Genomic DNA, 19,660 nt, shown 5'->3' with positions numbered 1-19,660 from the left:
GTACCTGAGCGCTGCGCGCTCAGGAGAGACCGGCCTCGCTGCGCTCGGCCAAGGCGCCTTCGGCGCCTGCTCCTCCGCTTCGCTCCGGAGCGCTGAGCCGCTTCGCTGCGCTCAGCGGGGCCCGGCTTCGCCGGGCCAGGGCCGGCCCTTCGGGCCGGAGTCCTGTGCTTCGCTTCGGACTGGTTCGGGGGTTTCGCTTCGCTTCACCCCCGAACGCCTCGCTTCGCGAGGCGGGGTGACCCCGTTTCACGGGGTCTGGGACTGGCGGCCGTTGGGGTGTCCGCTGCGCTCCCACCCCCGCAGGGTATGGGGCCTGTCGTGTCAGTCCCTGACGATCTCTGTACGGCTGGAGACGTGGGCCATCCGTTCTCCGTTGGGTGTACCCATGAGGAGTTCGAGGACGACGCAGAATCGGGAGCCGGGTCCGAACGACTGCTGAACGGCGTTCGCGGAATCGGTCAACGCCGCTCGTATCAACTCGCCGAGCGACACTTTCTCGGGGTCCAGGCCCTTCCAGGCGTCCTGGTTGGCGAGGAGGGCCAGTGCGATCGCCTCTCGGTTCTCCTCGTCGCGCAGTTCCTCGAACGTCGCTTGAACGGAGAACTCCTTCGCGATCGACTTGAGGGAAAGCATGACGTGAGTGTGAATGTCTATCCTCGCCACGATGGGGCCACCTTCTGATCTCTCCGACAGATTCATACACGGTTCGGCATGGCGAGTCGGCCGTCTCGAGCCTCGGTCGCCACCGCGCGTTCAACAGTATGCGCCACATTGCGGTGCACTGGTGCGTGCATCAAAGCAGATGCATCATGTACCGTTGGCAGAAATAGGCCACATGCGGTGGCTGCTCTGGGAACGGGATACTGGATGCCTGTCTATGAATACCTTCCCCACGAGTTGGCTCGCCATGGTGTGCTGAGAAGAGCGACAGGCCTGGACCTGAACCAGGTCATGGAGCACGTCCGACTTGCGCAAGAACGCGAGACCGTCGCGAGTGCCGGGCCGGACGAACCACTGGCCCTGAGTGAGGAGTGGATCGCCTCCTTCCAACACAACCAATGGCGACGCATTGCCCACGTCATGACCGAACAGCAGATGCCCGTCTACGAGCCAGCCAACGACCCTCGGGCGATCCGATATGAGGAACAGCGGCTACAGCGCCTTGAAGAAGACCGGACGCACGCCGGGCAACCCGACGCTCAAGGGTCCTTCGAACTGCTCAGGCATCGGGTCTACCGGATCACTGGCCGGCCCACCGGCGAGCGCGCGTCGGATGATGCCCAGTTCGTCGTCCACCTGATGGCAGGCTCACTCAGCGAGGCCGCTTACCGGGCCTGGCGCACCTACGGACGACCTGACAGCACCTACCGGACGAGCCACATCACCTCCGTTGAACAGGTCCTGCCGGAACCAGGAGAATCCTTTTGATCTCACTCCGAGAACATCAGGTAGACCAGAAATCCGCGTTCCGGAATTGGGTCGGATTCCCTGCAAGGTCATCCGCGCCCCCGCAGGGTGCCCGCGGCACCATCGTGTCAGCGACCGGCTCGGGCAAGACGATCACCGCCGCCGCGTGCGCGCTGGAGTCCTTCGCGGACGGCCGGATCCTCGTCACCGTGCCCACCCTGGACCTGCTCGCCCAGACCGCCCAGGCGTGGCGCCGGGTGGGCCACCGTGCCCCGATGATCGCCGTCTGCTCCCTGGAGAACGACCCCGTGCTGGGCGAGCTGGGCGTGCGGACCACAACGAACCCGATCCAGCTCGCCCTGTGGGCCTCCTCAGGGCCGGTCGTCGTGCTCGCCACCTACGCCTCCCTCGTCGACCGCGAGGACATCGACGCACTCGAGGGCCAGCGGAAGGTCCGCGGGCCCCTGGAAGCCGCACTGGCGGGCGGGGCGCGGCTCTACGGGCAGCAAATGGCGGGCTTCGACCTCGCGATCGTCGACGAAGCCCACGGCACCGCCGGCGACCTCGGCCGCCCGTGGGCCGCGATCCACGACAACACCCGCATCCCCGCAGGCTTCCGGCTCTACCTCACCGCCACCCCGCGCATCCTGGCCGCAGCACGCCCGCAGAAGGGCACCGGCGGCCAGGAGGCAGAGATCGCGAGCATGGCCGACGATCCGGACGGAACCTACGGCGCGTGGCTCGCGGAGCTGGGGCTGTCCGAGGCGATCGAGCGGGGGATCCTCGCCGGTTTCGAGATCGACGTGCTGGAGATCCGCGACCCCTCCCCCGTCCTGGGCGAGTCCGAGGAGGCGCAGCGGGGCCGGCGCCTGGCGCTGCTGCAGGCCGCGCTCCTCGAGCACGCCGCGGCGTACAACCTCCGTACGGTCATGACCTTCCACCAGAAGGTCGAGGAAGCAGCCGCGTTCGCGGACAAGCTGCCCGAGACCGCTGCCGAGCTGTACGCCACCGACGCCTCCGACGCCGATCTGGCGGCCGCGGCCAAGCTGCCGAAGTCCTCGATCGACGCCGAGTTCTACGAGCTTGAGGCCAGCCGCCACGTACCCCCGGACCGGGTCTGGTCGGCATGGCTGTGCGGCGACCACCTCGTCACCGAGCGCCGCGAGATCCTGCGCCAGTTCGCCAACGGCATCGACGCCGACAACCGGCGCGTACACCGCGCGTTCCTCGCCTCCGTACGCGTCCTCGGCGAAGGCGTCGACATCACCGGCGAGCGCGGGGTGGAGGCGATCTGCTTCGCCGACACCCGCGGCTCCCAAGTCGAGATCGTCCAGAACATCGGCCGCGCCCTGCGACTCAACCGCGACGGCAGCACCAAAATCGCCAGGATCATCGTGCCGGTGTTCCTGGAGCCGGGCGAGGACCCCACCGACATGGTGGCCTCCGCGAGCTTCAAGCCGCTTGTAGCCGTCCTCCAGGGCCTGCGCTCCCACGATGAGCGCCTGGTCGAGCAGCTCGCCTCCCGCGCCCTCACCAGCGGCAAGCGAAAGGTGCACCTCCGACGCGACGAGGACGGGCGGTTCGTCGGGGCCGGCGGCGAGGGGGACGGCGAGGACCAGGAGGACGGCGCCGACGCCGCGGCCGAGTCGGCCCTGCTCCACTTCTCCAGCCCGCGCGACGCCGCCACCATCGCCGCGTTCCTGCGCACCCGCGTCTACCGGCCCGAATCCCTGGTGTGGCTGGAGGGCTACCAGGCCCTGCTGCGGTGGCGGGCGGAGAACGGCATCACCGGCGTCCACGCCGTCCCGTACGACACCGAGGTCGCAGTCGGCGTCACCAAGGCGTTCCCGCTCGGGCGGTGGGTCCACCAGCAGCGCAAAGCCCTGCGGGCCGGGGAGCTGGAGGACCGGCGCAGGGTCCTCCTGGACGCGCCGGAGGCCGGGATGGTGTGGGAGCCGGGCGAGGAAGCGTGGGAGGCCAAGCTCGCCGCCCTGCGGTCGTACCGACGGGCCACAGGGCACCTGGCGCCCCGGCAGGACGCCGTGTGGGGCGAGGACGACGAGATGGTGCCCGTCGGGCAGCACATGGCCAACCTCCGCAGGAAGGGCGCGAAGAACGGCCTGGGCAAGGACCCGGACCGGGCGGCGGAGCGCGCGGCGCAGCTGACCGCGATCGACGAGGACTGGGACTGCCCCTGGCCGCTGGACTGGCAGCGCCACCACCGCGTCCTCGCGGACCTGGTCGACGCCGACGGCCAGCTGCCCGACATCGCCCCGGGCGTGCTCCTGGACGGCGACGACATCGGACGGTGGCTCCAGCAGCAGAAGCAGCCGGCTACCTGGGCGCGCCTGCTGCCTGAGCAGCAGGAACGGCTGACCGTCCTGGGCGTGCAGCCCGACCAGAAGCCGTCTCCCGCCCCCGCAGCCAGCCGCGGAGCGAAGCGACCGAGCAAGGCGCAGCAGGCATTCCAACGTGGCCTGACAGCCCTCACACAATGGGTCGAGCGGGAAGGCACCCACCGGCCCGTCCCCCGCACCCACGGAGAAGAGATCACAGTCGAGGGCGAGGCCGAACCGACCGTCGTGAAGCTCGGCGTGTGGATCTCCAACACCAAAAGCAGGCGCGACAAGCTCACCGCCGACCAACACGCCGCCCTCGCGAAACTGGGCATCGACTGGGCCTGAGCCTGACCGGCGCTGAGGTGGCATGTGTGGGACCCCGGATAGAAATCGTTCCGGGGTCTCGAGCCATGGCCCATCACAGGCCGCGAAGCCGAGGCAGGAAGCCAGTGAGGCACTGCCACGTGTCCAGGGTTACGCCCCTTGGGCCAGGCCAATTCGCTCGCCAAGGACGAAAGAGTGACCTGCGGTGCCTGCTGAACTGGGATCCGGATCCGCTACGAGATCCGAGCCGAGCTCCACCTCGGACTGCTCCACCTCGCCTGCAGCATCCTCTGCTTACGACGACTCGTTCTGAATCGATCGGTCATAGGGTGACGCGCGGGCGCTTGAGGCTGCTGAATGTCGCCCCGGCGATGAGGACCGCAACGCCCGCCAGGAAGGCGGGCATGCTGGCCGCAGGGTGCAGGACGATGGCCCACGGCTGTGCGCCACGACCGCCGCTCTTCCATCCCCCCACGGCAAGAACCAGGGGTACGGCGGTCAGGACCGGCGGTGTGATCCGGGCGCCTGCGAGGGGGGCGAGGAGCAGCGCGAGTCCGAGGTAGAAGGCGGTGTTCCGGCCGATGGCCAGGGCCACGGGGGCGGCTCCCGCAAAATGCCCGAGGACGGCCATGGCCAGGGTAAGGACCGCGCATGCGCCGGCGAGGAAGACATCCCAGCGGTGGACTGCCCGCACGGCCACGGTTTCCGTGGCCGTGCGGGCGCGGCCCGTGAAGGCGAGCCAGATCACGGCGGGGACGACGGTGATCAGCGCGGCGAACAGGAAGTTTCCGGCACCGCCGACCATCGCGGGGATGGGGATGCGGCTCTGCCCGAACGCCAAGCCGGCGCCGGCCGTCACCACGGTGACGGTGACGATCGTAGGAACGTTGCGGGATGCGGCCCACCAGTTCACCGGCCCGCTCCTTCAGGGTTCAAGGCCGGCTTCTGGTCGCATCCGGTGAGCGCGGCCCGGTTCGCCTCGTACCAGGCGTGCTGACGGTCAGAAGGCAGCGTGAGGACCTGCTGGGCGAGCTTCGCATCGTCGGGGGAGACACGGCCCTGGACAGGCGCCGGGGGTGCTTGGGTGGCGATGGCCGTCAGCCATGCGGTGAGCGGCCCTCGCGCGGGGAACGCAGGGTACTTGTGGCTGGTTCGGGCGCATTCGGGTACGGGGGGCAGGAGGGTGTTAGCGAGGTTGGCGGTGATGTCCTGCTCGCGGACCTGGCCCTTGCCTCCGAAACCGGCCTGTCCGGGTTTGAGGTCACGGCTTTGGGTGAGGGAGGGAACCACGGGAAGCCCGACGCCCTTCAGTCGGCTGGTGTAGGCGCGAGTGGTCGCCACTATCCGCGTGCGCCCCGGGGTCTCGGGCCACAGGCACACTTCCGGAACGCCAGCGGTGTCACAGACCAGCGCGTCGGGGTTCCGGTCTGCGACCGGGTTGTAGCCCATGTCCACGACCAGGAGCACCGAGGCCGCGGACGCGGCGACGAGGGCGGCCAGCGGCTTCCACCGATCGGCCTGGGCGATCGCGAGCAGGCATGCGGTGATGATCCCGCCGCTGAACAGGAGCGGCGCCCACACGGCCACCGGGTCGATCACCGATCCGACCGAGCAGCAGCTGTCGTAGGCGCCCGCGACCAGGTGGCGGGGCCAGGGGGTGTCCCAGGATCCGGGGAACGCGGTCAGGCAGAACCCGGCGACCATCGCCAGCGGTGCGGCCGCGAGGTGCGGAAGGCGGCCGCCCAGGAGGTGTCCGGCCAGTGTGGCGGCGGCCATCAGGAGCGCGTACACCGCGAACATGCCCAGGTGGGAGAGAGACGGAAGGGTTCCCGCGGCCGAGACCGCGACACCGGCCGCGACGAGCATTCCGGCAACGCCCATCACCCAGACCGGGGCCAGCAACGGCAGCACGATGGCGAGCCGGCTTCGGGAAGGGGCTTGCCCGAAGACGTCGCCTCGGCGCAGGCGTGCGCCCTCCCACGCTCCGCTCGCCGCGCACGCGGCAGCGGCGAACGGAATGGCGTACGAGGCGTTGCCCAGCACCGACGGCCCGTACCCGGGGACAGTGCCTGCGGTGATCGGGGCCGACAGGAGCAGCAGGATGTACCCGGCGAGGAGGACGAGCATGGGTCCGGCGGAGGAGGACCGCAGGAGAGTGGTGATGCGCATCGGTCAGATCTCCCGTCCGACGAGCATCATGTAGGCGGCCTCGGCCTGGTCGCGTCCGCGCGTGGCGGCCGGCGCCAGGGCGTGGAAGTCGGCGGGGCCGCCCTGGAAGCAGATCTTCCCGTGGGCGAGGACCACCACCTGTGTGTACAAGTCGGCCAGGTCTTCCGTCTGGTGCGTGGAGACGACCACCTGCACGCTGTCGGCCAGGTCCTCGACCAGTTCACGGAACACCAGGCGCTGCGTGGGGTCGAGGCCGGCGGTCGGCTCGTCCATCAGGATCAGCTTGCTGCGGTGGGTCAGCGCCCCGGCGATTCCCATGCGCCGAAGCTGGCCACCGGACACCTGGTGGCTCTTGCGCCCCGCGAGGCGGGTGAGGTCGACACGGCGCAGCGCGTCCTCTGACGCGTTCCAGGCCAAGTCCTTCGGCATGCCCTTGAGCCATCCTGCATAGGCGACCTGTTCGCGTACGGTCAGCCCGGGCATGGGGGTGATCTGCTGGGGGATCCACGCCACGCGTTCACGGTAGGCGGCCAGATGCCGGCCCTTCGCGGCACTTCCCTCGAAAGTGACCGACCCGGACGAGGGCGACAGGTGAGAAGCGGCCAAGGCCATCAGCGTGGACTTGCCGGCTCCGTTCGGGCCGAGGAGGACCGTCGCCCGTGCGTCAATCCGGAGACTGAACTCGCTGAAGACGGGCGCATTCCGGCCGTAGCGGAAGGAAACGCGATCAAAGATCAGAGACATGAGGAACGCACAATCCGCCTCCCGCTGTCAGCGGTAAGGCCTTGCTCATGGGAGAGTGGACACCAGAGGGTCCCGGTGCTGAATCCACCGGGACCCTCGTACTACGTGTTCAACGTCGGCACTACCAGCCGACCTTCACGTAGCGGACGGAGATGTACGTGCCGCTGGACACGTCCGTCAGCGCGAAGTAGTAGTTGCCCGCATCGTCGGGGTCGCCGTAGTCGACCCACCCGCAGTAGTTTCTCCGGGTTCCCTTGCTCCGGTCCGGGGCGCTGGGGACGTCCTTCCACAGACGCAGATCGGCGTAGTTGAACCCGCCACCGCCGTCCGCCGTGCAGCCCTCGAAGTAGATGCCCGTGTAGTCCGAGCTGCTGTTGCTGTCATACCAGCGCCGCGACTCGTTACCTGCCCGCCACGACCCGATGGACGACTCGAATTGACCTTCCGTCGCCCCGGCGTGTGCCGGAACCACGGACACCGCACCCACTAACGCGGCCCCCGCCATCGCACCGGCCCACGACCTTAAACCGATCTTCACTCGATCCCTCTCATGTCTGGGGCGCCACCGTATCTGAGCGCCGCCTGGGAGCCGGCAGGCCCGACTCCGGATTCGATCTGCGGCTACCAGCCGACCTTGACGTAATCGATCTTGATGAAGTCGCCCTGGCCGACGTCCGCCAGCTGGAAGTAGTAGTTGCCCGCATCGTCGGGATCGCCGTAGTCGACCCACCCGCAGTAGTTGTTCCTGGTGCCCTTGCTCCGGTCCGGGGCGCTGGGGACGTCCTTCCACAGACGCAGTGACGCGTAGTCGTAGCCCCTGAAGTCGTCCGACTGGCACCCCTGGAAGTAGATGCCGGTGTAGTCCGAGCTGCTGTTGCTGTCATACCAGCGGCGCGACTCGGTCGGGGCCGTCCACCATTCGATGTGGGACTCGAACTGGCCCTCGGTGACGCCCGCGTTCGCCGGCGTGATGCCGCCGATTCCCAGGAGCACAACACCGGCCATCAGACCGGCTGCCTTCTTTCGCCGGGTACTCATCGGATCCCCTTCCCTTCTCGTTGACCCTGTGTGAGGGAATGACGGAGGGAGGAAACATTCGCACAAGCGCCTCCCCCCAAGGCGCCCTGAACCATATCCGCAGAACACCCCATTCCGTGGCGGGTGTTCGAGTGTGGCTCAATTGCACACCTGCCCCTTACACCCCGTGCAACACGGGCCAGGTGCAAAAACCACAAGCCAGAGGGATTGCAGACAGTCACCACATTGTCTCGATCACGAGCCCGCCCCACACCCGCCCCGCTGGCGTCCGGACTCGGGCCCGACCCTGGCTGCTCCTCGTGGAGAACACCGCCGCGTTCACAGGCCTCCGTGAAATCCTCGGCACCTGGCCCGACCGCAGCCAGGTCGGATGGCTCGCCTTCGGCAAGGCCAGGCACCGCCTTCGTGTCAGCGAGCGCAACACACCTGGACGCGCCGCCAGCGGAAGTCGGAGACCTCTATCGCAGCGGGGATGCCAGCGTCAGCCGTATGCCGGATACCGCCCGCCGTCGCGGGGTGGTGGCGAGGATGGACCTGCTGGGGCGTGGGATGCGGTGCCGTCGAAGGGGGCTGGTGGGATGGTGCGAGCCATAGGTGATGGGCTGGAGCGGCTCCTGTACACGCGGCCGTTGCCTGCGACCACGGCGGATCGGCTGAAGGCCCTGCTGCGGTGGGAGCGGGGCTCCACCCTGCGGGTCGCCGCCGTCCTGGGCGTGTCCCAGCGGACGGTCCAGCGATGGATAACCCGCAAACCGGGCGGCCGGGGGCGCCCCAGCCCCCGCCACGACCAGAAGATCGCCGAACTCGTACAGGCCCGCTGGCAGCCGCGGATCCGTGCCCGCCGGCGCGCAGCGGCCGAGAAAGGCGGCGTGGTCGTCCATACCCGCGCCCGGTTCGGGTTCAAGGCCGGTCCCGCAAGCTCCGACGACCCGCGCATGCGGCGCATCACCGGGCGTCTGAACCCCACGGTGACGCAGCAGATCTTCGCCGCCCTGGACGCGGGCGCCAGCGAGAAGCAGCACGAGCTGATCATCGGCCGAGCTCTGGGACACCTCTACTTCCGCGACGCCGGCCGGCGGGCCCACGGTCTGCACGTCACCCTCCTGGACATCGACTTCATCGAGTTCGGCCTCCAGTAAGACGAAAGGTGCCCGGTCTGCGGCTGCGGCGTCACGGGGCGGGCGGCGCCGGCCGTTACCCGTGTGCTTCCCGGACCTCTCGCCAGTCCCACACCGCCTTGCCGGACCTGCGAGCGTTCGGGGCGTCGGGCGGCTGGGGCGGGCGGAGCCTGGCGGTCTCGGCCAGGCGCAGCAGGGCGGGACGCTCGCCCGGCTCGACCAGCAGATGCGCGGCAGCAGTGGAGTGGGCGTAGTGGGTGGCCGCGCGCAGGAAGACGGCGGCCCAGGCAGGGACGGGGTGGGTGGCGCAGCCGTCGGTGAACCGGGTTTGGTCGTGGAGGGCAAGGAGGGCGGGGGCGTCGTGGAAGTCATCGCTGCGGGCGGTGGCCAGCTGTTGGAAGGAGGCGCCGGTGAACAGGGTGGAGGCCAGGGCCGCGGCCAGGCGGGGGTGGGCGGTCGCGGTGTGGATCCGGTGGACGACCTGGGCGGCTTGGGTCGCGGTGAGGGGCTCGGGGGCAGGCCGTTGTCTCCAGTCGATCAAGCCGGGCAGGCACGGGCCCGTACACGGGCCCGGACTGTCGTAGGAGACAAGCCGGTCCAGGGAGGGCAGGGTGAGCCACCGCCCCGGCCCGGCGGCAGGCGATACCGCAGCCTGTGCCGTGCCGCCGGGTGCGGGTGGGCGCCCGTCAAAGTAGAGGGCGCGGGCTTGGGCCAGGGTGACGGTGCGGGTGTGGGGGACGGGGGAGAGCGCGCGGTCGAGGGCGGCGGTCAGGCGGGGGCGGTGGACGACGAGGGTGAGGTGGATGCCGGTCTGCCGCTGGAGGGCCAGGATGCGCTGGAGGCGGCGCTCGTCGAGCAGATGGGCACGCAAGACGGTCAGGCGGGTCATAGCCAGAGCCGCCGTCCACGCCGAGGCCGCTTCCCACAGCGGCGGGTGGCCGTGCGGGAAACGGCCCGGAAGGTGGGCCGGCTTGCCCAGGGCAAAGAGCAGGTCCCCGGCCAGGGCGGTGTCGCTGGTCGTGCCCGGCGCGGGATGCAGGGTGATGCGGCCGGCGTGCGGGGCATGGGCGGCCAAGGCGGTGTGGGTGAACGCGGCGTCGTCCCCGGCATCGAGGACGACGGCCAGGCGGGGCTTGGCGGGTGGCGTCATGCGAGGCGGCTGAAGGCCCAGCGCAGCAGGTCGCGGTCCGGGCGCGGGCGGTCCATGCGCTCCATTCCGGTCCCCACGTGGGCGGTCAGCTGCGCCCAGGCGCGGAAGTTGCCGTGAGCGGCCTGTTCGTCGGCGAAGGTGATGTCGGCCGGGTCGGCGTCCTCCCAGACGGGGTGGAAGAGCGGGACGACGTCGAGGACCTCTTCGGGGGTGAGGCGGGTGAACTGCTGCCAGATGAAGATCCGGGAGGACAGCATCGGCTCGCGGCGCAGCACGGTGTGGGCGCCGGCGCCGCCGACGAAGACGATCGCGATCTGGGTGGCGGGCTCGTCCCACAGGTAGCGGAAGTACTCGAAGGCCTCGCCGTTGAGCCACTGCGCCTCGTCGACGAGGAACGTGCGGGGCCGCTCGGACAGGGCGGTCTTCAGCAGGCGGTCGAACTCGGAGGGGTGGCGGGGCGGCTCACCGGGCAGGCGGAGCGTCTCGAAGAGCTCGTAGCGGACCGCGCGGGCGGTGGGGCGGGCCCGGAAGGTGACCCGGCAGACCTCCTCGCCGCGGGTGTCCTCCAGCTCGTACAGGCAGGTGTTGACCGCCAGGGTCTTGCCGAAGCCGGCGTTGCCGTGGATGCACATCATCGCCCGCGCGGCGACCGTGTCCGCGATGTTCTCCCGCGCGGTCAACAGGGCCTTCGTGGTCACGATGGAGGCGTCGGGCAGGTCGACGTACTGGTACGTCGGCGCGGTCACCGCACACCACCGCCAGCGCCGTCCCTGTCACCGCAGACACCGGCCTGCGGTCTACCGCCGGACTCGTTGTCGTCTGGCGCGGATGGCGGCTTCGGCCGGGTACGGGCCGCGAGGGAGGCCGGGGTACGCCAGTCGGACGGAGGCGCGGCCGGCGGGATCAGGTCCGGCAGCGCCAGCCTCGACATGTCCGCCCGGTCAGCCACCGCCAACTCGGCAGCCGCTTCGACCGCGGACACCGCATCCAGCCGCTCCGGCTTACCCGGCCGCGTCACCGCGGCATAGCGCCAGCGCTGAGCTGCGGCGAGGTCCTTGCGCAGACGCCGACTGCGCGCGGCCCGGGCGGTACGCACCGCGGTGATCTGCTCCGGGCTCGCCTCGTCCGCGACAGTCGCAGGTCCCAGGTAGCGGCCAGTGGTGGCGTCGAAGACCTCGATGCGGTGATCGTGGTGCGGCATGAACCGCACCCGCACCCCCGTACCCGCCAGGCCCGTCATCCACGGCCCCACATAGTCGCGCCTGCGGAACCGCACACCGCGGGTGGAGACCACACGGATCCGTCCGTCGTCCTCCAGCGTGAACGTCCACAACTCCTCCGGGCTGACCTCCCTCACCGGAGTCGGATCTGCCTCCCAGGCTCCCAGCGGGGTCTTCCCTCCCAGCGGGGCCGGCTGGTGCACGGTGTTCCACCACTCCACCCAGCCCAGCAGCCGGGCGGTGAAGTCCTCGAAGCCGAGCAGCACCTCGTCCTTCGGCCGGCCGGGGCGCCGGCCCGGACGCGGCTGACGCACGTAGCCGGGCAGCGCGGCAAGGAACATCGACTCCACCGCCCGGTTCAAGCCCTCCACCGTGCCCTTCAGGTGCGGCGTGTAGGCGGGCAGGTCCTCCACCTCGACCACCAGCGCCCCGAACGCCGCCGCGACCGTCCTCGACAAGAAGTCCTTGCCCCGATCCACACGGACCCTCTCCGGCAGGCCGCCCTGCGGCCCGAACCGCTCCTCGCGCAACACCGCCGCCCGCAGCGCGGCCAACACCGACTCCCGCGACGGAGACCCGGGCGTCACCGCGACCCCCATCACCGTGTTCGTCGCGCAGTCCACAAACCACGTCACCCACGGACGCCGGGCACTGCCCTCCACCTCGACCAGAACGGGGGCCTGAACGTGATCGGCCTCCCACACCTCATTCCGCCAGCCCCGAGGCCGGGCCAGGAACACATCATGCTTCCGGGCCGCACGCTCACCACCAGCAAGCCCCGCCCGCTCCCCCGCACTCAGATCCCGCCGGATCGCACGATGCAACGTCGTCAACGACGGGGCAGTACCCGGAGGGGACTGCCCGGCGGCGCGCTCAGCCAGCTCACGCTGTACCGCCGCGACGTTCCCGCCCCACAAGGCCAGCAACGCACGCACCTCGTCCGTCACAACGAACCGGTCCGCCCTCGCCAGCCGAGCGCCGGGGACAACGCCGGGGCCAGGCACAGCGAGCCAGCGCCACACCGTCCTCTCGGACACCCCCAGCGCTCCAGCAACCACCCGCACGTGGCCTGCCGTGAGCCGGCCCGCCGCCCGCAACTCCAGCAGCCGGCCCACCGCCACACCACGCACCTCAACCCGCGCGGCCTCCGGCAACGCACTCCGCTCCACCACCGCCACACACCCCACGGCCGGGAAGACCTCCACAGCCCCCAGCATCCCGGCCGATACACCGCCATGGATAAGAAGCACCGTTTCCGTGGCAGTGGAGACCATGGTGGTGTACCGCCCCATGGCAGCGAAAACCACCCCAGGCACCGCTTCCGTGTCAGTTGGAGACTTGCCTCCAGGTCATACAGCCAGCACAAACACCCACAACTGACGGGCCGTCACTGTCAACCCCCACTGACACCAAACCGGCACATCGCACCCAACGAGGACCCGACCGACATGGTCGCCTCCGCCTCGTATGCCGGGCTGGTAGCCGTACTCCAGGGCCTGCGCAGTCATGATGAGCGCCTGGTCGAGCAGCTCGCCTCCCGCGCCCTCACCAGCGGCCAGCGCAAGGTTCATCTGCGCCGCGACGAGGACGGGCAGATCGTCGGGGCCGGCGGCAGGGGTGAGGGCGAAGACCAGGAGGACGGCGCCGACGCGGCAGCCGAGTCGGCGCTGCTGCACTTCTCCTCGCCCCGGGACGCGGCCACGATCGCCGCGTTCCTGCGCACCCGCGTCTACCGGCCCGAGAGCCTGGTGTGGCTGGAGGGCTACCAGGCCCTGCTGCGGTGGCGGGCGGAGAACGGAATCACCGGCCTGTACGCCGTCCCGTACGACACCGAGACCGAGGTCGGCGTCACCAAGAGCTTCCCGCTCGGGCGGTGGGTGCACCAGCAGCGCAAGGCCCTGCGAGCCGGGGAGCTCGAGGACCGGCGCAAGGTCCTTCTGGACGCGCCGGAGGCCGGGATGGTGTGGGAACCGGGCGAGGAGGCGTGGGAGGCCAAGCTCGCCGTGCTCCGCTCCTACCGGCGGGCCACCGGGCACCTTGCACCCCGTCAGGACGCCATGTGGGGCGAGGACGACGCGATGGTGCCCATCGGCCAGTACATGGCCAACCTCCGCCGCAAGGGCACCAAGACCGGACTCGGGAAGGACGAGGACACCGCCACCACCCGGGCCGCGCAGCTCGCCGCGATCGACAAGGACTGGAACTGCCCCTGGCCCCTGGACTGGCAGCGCCACAACCGCGTCCTGGCCGACCTGGTCGACGCCGACGGACAGCTGCCCGACATCGCGCCCGGCGTGCTGTGTGACGGCGACGACATCGGACGGTGGCTCCAGCAGCAGAAGCAGCCGGCCACCTGGGCGCGGCTGCTGCCCGAGCAGCAGGAACGGCTGACCGCGCTGGGCGTGCAGCCCGACCAAGCGCCCGCTCCCGCCCCTGCGACCAGCCGCGGGGCAAAGGGGCCGAGCAAGGCGCAGCAGGCGTTCCAGCGGGGCCTGACGGCCCTCACGCAGTGGGTGGAGCGGGAGGGCGCGGACCGGCCGGTGCCCCGCGCGCACGGCGAGGAGATCGCGGTCGAGGGCGAGGCGGAGCCGGTGATCGTGAAGCTGGGCGTGTGGGTCTCCAACACCAAGAGCCGACGCGACAAGCTCACCGCCGACCAGCTCGCCGCCCTCGCGAAGCTGGGCGTCGACTGGGCCTGACCGAGCCCTGTGCGCGAAAGCGCCCCGAGTCATCGGCGCCTGGTGGGCTTCGCTGCGTGGTCAGTGGGCTGTGGCCCTGGCCTGGTACCTGTCGTGAAGTCGGTGGAGCAGCGTCCTGGCATGCCGTGTCAGCGGGCGGTGCTGGTCCTCGTCGATGACCAAGGCCATCAGGTAGTGGTCGGGGCCGCTGCGCGCGGCATCGATGGGCATGGATGCCCGGAGGTTGGGCCAGTACCGGCCGTGGGCGAACCCTGACGCCGCGCGCCAGGCGGCGGTGACCTCTCGGGCTTTCAGGCCGGCGTCCTCGGCAGCTTCCTCGATGACCTTCCCCGCCTCTGGCTTGCTGAGGGAGGCGGTGGGAATGCCGAGGGACAGGGCGAGGTCGGCTATGTCCTGGCGGCGCTCGCGACCGGTCTTGCCACCGGGGCCTGGCTGGTGGTCCGTGTCCTCCTCGTGCTGGGCCCGGTTGCGCATGTCCTCACACCACAGGGCCAGGGTGCGTCGGCGGCGCTCGGTGCGGTCGTTGCCGCCCAAAATCCAGACGGCCGTGGCGAAGTTCTCCAGCGCCCCCCGCATCAGGGTCCACGGGCTCTGCGGGTCTACCTCTCCGGCGTGCACGAGCCTGCGAAGCGCATCGGCGTGGGCTACCCCCGCGCTGTAGGAGTTCCGGATGAGCGTGGACGCGGAGTACATGCCCAGCGGTGCATCGTCCGTCGCGAGGCTGCTCGACGGCTGCGGTGCCGGCAGCTGCCGGTAGGCACCCTCTCCACGCAGTCGCTCCACGTCCGCGAACAGCGGCTGCAGGTAGGCGAACTTGAACTCAGACCGTGTCATCACGCCAGGGTAGAGACGCCCCCTGACAAAAGGCAGCACGAAGGTAGGCGTGACAGGTTGCCCGGCTCGTCGTTGAGCGGGGAGGTCAGCGAAGTGGAGGCCCCGGGGCGTCGTGACCCCCGGGGCCTTCCCCTGGCACCGGACGGCGGTGCAACACGGAGCTGCAACGCTGGACCCAGACCGGTCTTCGGCCGGTGTTCTTCCAGGTCAGAGGTGCAACGTGCTCACGTGTTGCAGAGCCGGTGGTGCACGTCCGAGCGGGTGCGTTGCAGTCGCCGTTGCCGCGTCACCGCTTCGAGTGGCTTGTTCATCACCGGCCCCGGGGAGCCTTGCCGCGAAGAACGCACCCCTGTGGTCCCCGTCGGCTATACCGGAGCGGGGCCGACTGCCCTGCCCGCCGTAGGAGAAGGAGCCCACCACCTCATGACCGACGCCGCGAACACCCCTCCCACCACCCGCACCGCCCGCGTGCTCACCACCGTCTTCGTCGTCATCACCGTCGCCTACATGGGCTTAATGACCTTCATCTCGGTACCTGAGCTCACGGACTACATGAGCGGCCGGGACATCGACTTCCCGGTGTTCCTGGCCATCGCGGCGGTGGCTGGCCCCGCCCTGTTCTGGGCCTACATCGGCCTCGGCTTCGGGCTGAGCAAGACGGGCTGGGCGGCTGGCATCGCCCTCACCGGCATCCTCACCGCCCTCACGTACGGGTGGCTCCTGGCGTCCTCCAACGGCCACGGCTTCGCCTACTGGCTGTTCCTCACCCTGATCGTCGCCACCAACCTCGGCGCCTTCTGCGTCATGCCCTACGCCCTCGTCCGCGGCACCATCAGGAGCCGCTGACCCGCCAGGCCAGGGCCGCACTACGGGCTCCGCCCGAGCCGCAGACCCTACGGCCGCTCCTCACCTGCCGCTCCCCACCGACCGGCGAAGTCCTCCAGTCGCGGGCGATCTGCCGCGCGAGGACGTCGCGGTCGATGTACGGGGCGACGGCGGCGAGGACCAGGCGCCGGAGCTCGTCCGGCTCCATGGGGAGTACCAGGATCCGGCGGTGTCACCTGTCGCGGTACATGTCCTCGTCGGGTTCCCAATCGGCGTAGTACTCGTCGATCGGCATGTCGATGGGCACCTCCTCAGCAAGATCTCCCAGTTGCTCGTCGCCATCGAGGTCGAGGCTGCAGGCAGAGCAGGCGAAGGCGTAGGGAGCGAAGGTCACGAATTCATCCCCGGCCAGGACGTGGGTCTCTCCAATGAGTCCGCCCCGTGACCCACAAGCGGGGCATAGCGCTTCTTCGACGTGTTCCCCGTGGGTAGGCGACGGCTGCGGCCGAGTGATCGTGGCCAGCACGACCTCTCGCTCCTTCGGAGACAGGTGCCCGTAGCGCTGTGCGAAGATCGCTCGCGCTTTGACGAGCTTGCTCTCCAGGTCGATAAGGGCTTCCTCGACATGCTTCGCGATCAACATGTCATGGAGCTGCCCGTAGTCGCCCCAGTAGGTCTTGGGGTCAATCTGCAGCTCTACTAGCAGGGGGTCGATCACCCGGAGGCACGTCGTAAAGACGGTTTGAACCTCAGCGACGTCGTGTATGCCGAGATGTGCAACACCGTTGCGTGCGGCCGCGACCGGCAGGAAGGTCTTAGCGTCGATAGGCAGCTGCTTCCGCAGAAGCCCGTGCACTCGCGCGTGAGCCTCTACGACGCCGATGGTCTTCGCTCGGCTGAGGTCGACGGAGGCAAGAGTGCCGTGGCCGGTCGCATGAAGCAGCGAGTTGAAGTCCTTGCCTTCGACGATCAACGCCGGGTGCAGGCTCGCGAGGTATGCCTTGAGCAGGTGCTCTGCCGCAACCCCGGCATGATGGACCGCGAAGTCGTATGACTGCGGCCCCTGCGAGAAGGCGGCCAGCGCCCCGGACATCCACCGTTGCGACGAGACCTTGAGCTGTTCGGGTTCCATGTGCTGGACCCTAGGTCCGATCGTTCACGAGGAGGGTCGGGTTTTCGGGCCGGTTTACGTGCGCCCCTTTCGGACCCAGGCGGGTAGCGGGCCAGAGGCCGTCCGAGACCGACACCGTCGACGTCCTCCGCTTCACCGCCGCCGGCCACGTAGACGACCTGCCCGCACATCCCGAGGTCGACTGGGCGCAGCTGGCCTGAGCTCCCCGGCCCGGCCCGGATGGACGACACCTCTTCCCCTCGGCTATCGCGTGGGAAAGAGGTGTCGTTTCCCGAAGGGGGCTTGCCCACGGCATCTGACCTGCACGAATGCAAGATCACCAGATTCGGGGGGTCCCACTCACGGTCACACCTGCGGTCCCCCGCCTAGTGCACCCGTGCAGACAACCCTCCAGCCGCCCTCCGGTGCAACCCTCCGCGGAGGGTCAGCGGGAGGGCTCCCAGGCTTCCGGGCCGGCGCCTCGCCACTCCACGAAGTCGGGGTCGGTGAGGTCCACATCGTCGGCGTTCTCCAGTCCGGCGGCCGCGAGGAAGACCCGGATGTCGGCAGGGCGGTGCGCGACCCCGATGGCGACGCCGTCATAGCGGACCCGGCGCCAGCCCTGCTCATCAGGCGGGTAGACGATCAGCTTCGCGACCATGCGCCCAGCCTGTTCCCGTCGCACCCCACTGGCACCTGTCCGCGCGCGAACGGGTGAGGCGGCAGTTCACGGCCCCCAGAGAAAAGCCCCACCGGTGGCTTCGGCCCCGGAGTACGTTCGGACGTACGGGGTGCGGCCCTGGCCACCAGGGCCGCGACGGGGGCCGCACCCCGACAGAGCGTGCCGACATGCGACACCCGCGGCCTGGGATCCCTCGTGCAAGTGGACCCGGGGCCGCCGGCGAACCGGTCCGGGCCCAACGCCGTCGCAGGGCTCATGAAGCCGATCGACGAGCAGCACATCGCGGAGCCCGGCCTGGTGGTCCTGGACATCACCGGCGGGGACGAGGACACCGTCCGGGCCGTCATGGCCGCGCTGGAAGAGCGCTGGGCCACATCGGGTGTTGGCCCGGTGCGCCGGGATCCCGGGGAGCCCGGTGTCCGGGTCCGGATCTACGCCGACGTCCTTCGCCCGGGACGGCACAGCCCGTGAGTGGAGCCTGGGCAAGCCCTTCGTGAAGGGCTTGCCCAGGGTCGCCTAAGGCTTGCCCTGATGCTCAGGCTTCTTCGTCCTTCACGCCCCACACGGGATACGCCCGCCCGGTGCCATGGCAGTGGCGGCACGATCCGTCGCCTCCGGAGGAGCCATGCGCGTTGATGTTGTCGACGGCATCGCGCAGGAGCCGGGCGAGGCCGTCGACGTGACCGGCGTGGAGGGCGATCTGGTGGCGCTTGCCGACCATGATCTCCAGCGCGGTCCCGGGCGTGGCAGTGCCCAGTTCGTAGGTGATGTCGCGGGTGAGCGTCGTGATCAGTTTGTGGAGCCGGCTCGTCGTCTGACCGCCTGCCAGTTCCACTCGCGCGGTGAAGGCGATGGCGTCGGGCTGGGTGAGGGAGAGGAACGCGTCGGGGTGGTCGAAGGGTGCGAGTCGGCCGACGGGCTCGCCGTGGGCCCGGTGGAAGGAGGCAAGGGCGTGCCACATGTCTCCCGGGAGGCTCGGCACGAGCCCTGCGTAGGACTGCTTGTTGCGTCTCATGGCTCCGGTGTACGGCCGACGCGGCGGCCTCGGCCGGCTCCCGGCTGCCGCGTCCCAAACGGTGCTTCCACAACCTTGGGAGGCGTCCCGTCCTGTGGCCCGGACGCTGGGCAAGCCCTCCATGGCGAGGGCTTGCCCAGCACGGGAACGTGACCGGTCAACGCGGCCGAGCGTGACCGATGACGCCGCCCGGCCCGCCCTGTGGGGGTGGGCAAGCCGGTGCCCGGGGGTGGCTTGCCCAGGCTCCCCTTGGGCTTGCCCGGCGGGCGTCGCGGTCAGCCGCGGCGGCGGAAGAAGCCGCGGCCGGGCCGGGCCAGCTCCCGGTCGTCCTCGAGGGGCAGCGGCACGGCAGCCTGGAGGCGGGCGGCCTGTTCGCGGGCGACGTCGTCGGCGTGGCAGGTGCCGCAGACGGTCAGGTCCCCGGCAGTCCAGGCACCGCCGCGCGCGGTGGTCTCCTCCCAGCGGTCTTCGGTGAACTTCTGCCCACACCGGCTGCACACCGGGCGCTGCGCCTCCCGTTCGGCGACCCGGCGCTGTGCCGCCCGTTCGTCGGCGCGGGCCATCTGGTCGCGGTAGAGGGCGTCGCCGTCGGGGTTGTCGAGCGCGGCCGTCAGCGTCTGCTCGCTCTTTCGGCCGAGCCTCCTCCACACCGGCCCGTCGGCGCCGTGCTCCTGGAGCTGCTCCAGGGTGGTGACCACGACGGGCACCGCCTGGCCGTAGTCGAGGGCGGTGATCCCCCGCTCGTAGGTGTCGTACCGGCGCGGCGCCCAGTAGCGGCGGCCTGACTCCTCCCAGCACGGCGATGGTGTTGGCGACCTTCGCCGCGGTGGTGTCCGCGAACACGAACGCCACCGGGGGCAGGCCCTCCCTGCCGGTGGGCGGGTAGACCCGGCGCCACAACCGCTCCTCGTGGTCGACCGTGGCGATCGCGTCCGGCCGGGACCGGACCAGGTCCACGGTGCGCTTGTCCGCGCCCTGCGGCAGC

At 70.1% G+C, this 19,660-nt stretch carries 20 protein-coding genes and 1 pseudogene; 6 read left to right on the top strand and 15 right to left on the bottom strand.

The genetic code is table 11. The features are described 5' to 3' along the window. Positions 1 to 321 precede the first annotated feature (321 nt). On the bottom strand, positions 322 to 633 hold the full coding sequence (locus OG553_RS37450) for a hypothetical protein (RefSeq protein ID WP_331728668.1): 312 nt from the start codon (positions 631 to 633) through the stop codon (positions 322 to 324). Between the two features lie 234 nt (positions 634 to 867). Here OG553_RS37450 and OG553_RS37445 point away from each other — a divergent pair, with 234 nt between their 5' ends. Then, positions 868 to 1,428 carry a hypothetical protein gene (locus OG553_RS37445; protein WP_331728666.1) on the top strand — a complete coding sequence of 187 codons (561 nt, stop codon included), beginning with the start codon at positions 868 to 870 and terminating at the stop codon, positions 1,426 to 1,428. Beyond that, on the top strand, positions 1,425 to 4,091 hold the full coding sequence (locus OG553_RS37440; protein WP_331728664.1) for a Helicase associated domain protein: 2,667 nt from the start codon (positions 1,425 to 1,427) through the stop codon (positions 4,089 to 4,091). The genes OG553_RS37445 and OG553_RS37440 overlap by 4 nt, the downstream gene beginning before the upstream one ends. 301 nt (positions 4,092 to 4,392) lie before the next feature. Here OG553_RS37440 and OG553_RS37435 read toward each other — a convergent pair whose 3' ends face one another. The 5 genes from OG553_RS37435 to OG553_RS37415 form a co-directional block, all read right to left on the bottom strand. Further along, complete coding sequence (locus tag OG553_RS37435; RefSeq protein WP_331728662.1) at positions 4,393 to 4,983, bottom strand: hypothetical protein; 591 nt, start codon at positions 4,981 to 4,983, stop codon at positions 4,393 to 4,395. Further along, positions 4,980 to 6,239 carry a hypothetical protein gene (locus OG553_RS37430; protein WP_331728660.1) on the bottom strand — a complete coding sequence of 420 codons (1,260 nt, stop codon included), beginning with the start codon at positions 6,237 to 6,239 and terminating at the stop codon, positions 4,980 to 4,982. The genes OG553_RS37435 and OG553_RS37430 overlap by 4 nt, the downstream gene beginning before the upstream one ends. Positions 6,240 to 6,242: 3 nt before the next feature. After that, a complete protein-coding gene (locus OG553_RS37425; RefSeq protein ID WP_331728658.1) occupies positions 6,243 to 6,983 on the bottom strand; it encodes an ATP-binding cassette domain-containing protein in 741 nt (246 codons plus the stop codon). Between the two features lie 121 nt (positions 6,984 to 7,104). Then, the gene (locus OG553_RS37420; RefSeq protein WP_206731265.1) at positions 7,105 to 7,455 is read right to left on the bottom strand and encodes a hypothetical protein; all 351 of its coding nucleotides are present in this window, start codon (positions 7,453 to 7,455) and stop codon (positions 7,105 to 7,107) included. A gap of 149 nt (positions 7,456 to 7,604) precedes the next feature. Beyond that, complete coding sequence (locus OG553_RS37415) at positions 7,605 to 8,021, bottom strand: hypothetical protein (protein WP_331728652.1); 417 nt, start codon at positions 8,019 to 8,021, stop codon at positions 7,605 to 7,607. A 38-nt stretch (positions 8,022 to 8,059) separates the two neighbouring features. Between OG553_RS37415 and tpg the strand changes: the two genes are divergently transcribed. Beyond that, positions 8,060 to 9,160: a telomere-protecting terminal protein Tpg gene (gene tpg, locus OG553_RS37410; protein ID WP_405983258.1), complete on the top strand. Its 1,101-nt coding sequence runs from the start codon at positions 8,060 to 8,062 to the stop codon at positions 9,158 to 9,160. A 55-nt stretch (positions 9,161 to 9,215) separates the two neighbouring features. On the opposite strand, the gene OG553_RS37405 is transcribed toward tpg, so the two are convergent. From OG553_RS37405 to OG553_RS37395, 3 genes are read right to left on the bottom strand one after another with little or no spacing between them, the layout of a single operon-like run. After that, complete coding sequence (locus tag OG553_RS37405; RefSeq protein ID WP_331728648.1) at positions 9,216 to 10,289, bottom strand: hypothetical protein; 1,074 nt, start codon at positions 10,287 to 10,289, stop codon at positions 9,216 to 9,218. Next, complete coding sequence (locus OG553_RS37400) at positions 10,286 to 11,035, bottom strand: ATP-binding protein (protein WP_331728647.1); 750 nt, start codon at positions 11,033 to 11,035, stop codon at positions 10,286 to 10,288. Before OG553_RS37400 ends, OG553_RS37405 begins: the two co-directional genes overlap by 4 nt. Continuing rightward, positions 11,032 to 12,624, bottom strand: a complete 1,593-nt coding sequence (locus tag OG553_RS37395) for a Mu transposase C-terminal domain-containing protein (protein ID WP_405983261.1) — start codon at positions 12,622 to 12,624, stop codon at positions 11,032 to 11,034. Before OG553_RS37395 ends, OG553_RS37400 begins: the two co-directional genes overlap by 4 nt. 306 nt (positions 12,625 to 12,930) lie before the next feature. Here OG553_RS37395 and OG553_RS37390 point away from each other — a divergent pair. After that, a pseudogene (locus OG553_RS37390) lies at positions 12,931 to 14,208 on the top strand (helicase associated domain-containing protein); the annotation flags it as partial. Positions 14,209 to 14,268: 60 nt separating this feature from the next. Here OG553_RS37390 and OG553_RS37385 read toward each other — a convergent pair. Next, the gene (locus tag OG553_RS37385) at positions 14,269 to 15,042 is read right to left on the bottom strand and encodes a hypothetical protein (protein WP_331728643.1); all 774 of its coding nucleotides are present in this window, start codon (positions 15,040 to 15,042) and stop codon (positions 14,269 to 14,271) included. A 423-nt stretch (positions 15,043 to 15,465) separates the two neighbouring features. On the opposite strand from OG553_RS37385, the gene OG553_RS37380 reads away from it, so the two are divergent. After that, entirely contained in the window at positions 15,466 to 15,888 is a 423-nt protein-coding gene (locus tag OG553_RS37380; protein ID WP_331728641.1) for a hypothetical protein, read from the top strand. Here OG553_RS37380 and OG553_RS37375 read toward each other — a convergent pair. The 3 genes from OG553_RS37375 to OG553_RS37365 all read right to left on the bottom strand — a co-directional run bounded on the left by OG553_RS37375 (position 15,875) and on the right by OG553_RS37365 (position 17,639). Beyond that, positions 15,875 to 16,075, bottom strand: a complete 201-nt coding sequence (locus OG553_RS37375; RefSeq protein WP_331728639.1) for a hypothetical protein — start codon at positions 16,073 to 16,075, stop codon at positions 15,875 to 15,877. The two genes, OG553_RS37380 and OG553_RS37375, sit on opposite strands and share 14 nt — an antisense overlap. 24 nt (positions 16,076 to 16,099) lie before the next feature. Then, the gene (locus OG553_RS37370; RefSeq protein ID WP_331728637.1) at positions 16,100 to 16,999 is read right to left on the bottom strand and encodes a hypothetical protein; all 900 of its coding nucleotides are present in this window, start codon (positions 16,997 to 16,999) and stop codon (positions 16,100 to 16,102) included. 424 nt (positions 17,000 to 17,423) lie between these two features. Further along, positions 17,424 to 17,639, bottom strand: coding sequence for a hypothetical protein (locus tag OG553_RS37365; protein ID WP_331728635.1), 216 nt, complete (start codon positions 17,637 to 17,639; stop codon positions 17,424 to 17,426). 276 nt (positions 17,640 to 17,915) lie between these two features. Here OG553_RS37365 and OG553_RS37360 point away from each other — a divergent pair, with 276 nt between their 5' ends. Then, a complete protein-coding gene (locus OG553_RS37360; RefSeq protein ID WP_331728632.1) occupies positions 17,916 to 18,131 on the top strand; it encodes a DUF6207 family protein in 216 nt (71 codons plus the stop codon). 64 nt (positions 18,132 to 18,195) lie between these two features. Here the strand turns inward: OG553_RS37360 and OG553_RS37355 are convergent, their stop codons facing one another. Together OG553_RS37355 and OG553_RS37350 are read right to left on the bottom strand one after the other, a co-directional pair. Continuing rightward, the gene (locus OG553_RS37355) at positions 18,196 to 18,675 is read right to left on the bottom strand and encodes a hypothetical protein (RefSeq protein WP_331728630.1); all 480 of its coding nucleotides are present in this window, start codon (positions 18,673 to 18,675) and stop codon (positions 18,196 to 18,198) included. Between the two features lie 275 nt (positions 18,676 to 18,950). Continuing rightward, positions 18,951 to 19,382 carry a hypothetical protein gene (locus OG553_RS37350; protein WP_331728628.1) on the bottom strand — a complete coding sequence of 144 codons (432 nt, stop codon included), beginning with the start codon at positions 19,380 to 19,382 and terminating at the stop codon, positions 18,951 to 18,953. Between the last annotated feature and the right edge of the window lie 278 nt (positions 19,383 to 19,660).

This window comes from Streptomyces sp. NBC_00158, from assembly GCF_045160885.1.
Lineage (GTDB): Bacteria > Actinomycetota > Actinomycetes > Streptomycetales > Streptomycetaceae > Streptomyces.
This window is presented reverse-complemented; position numbering and strand designations above follow the sequence as displayed.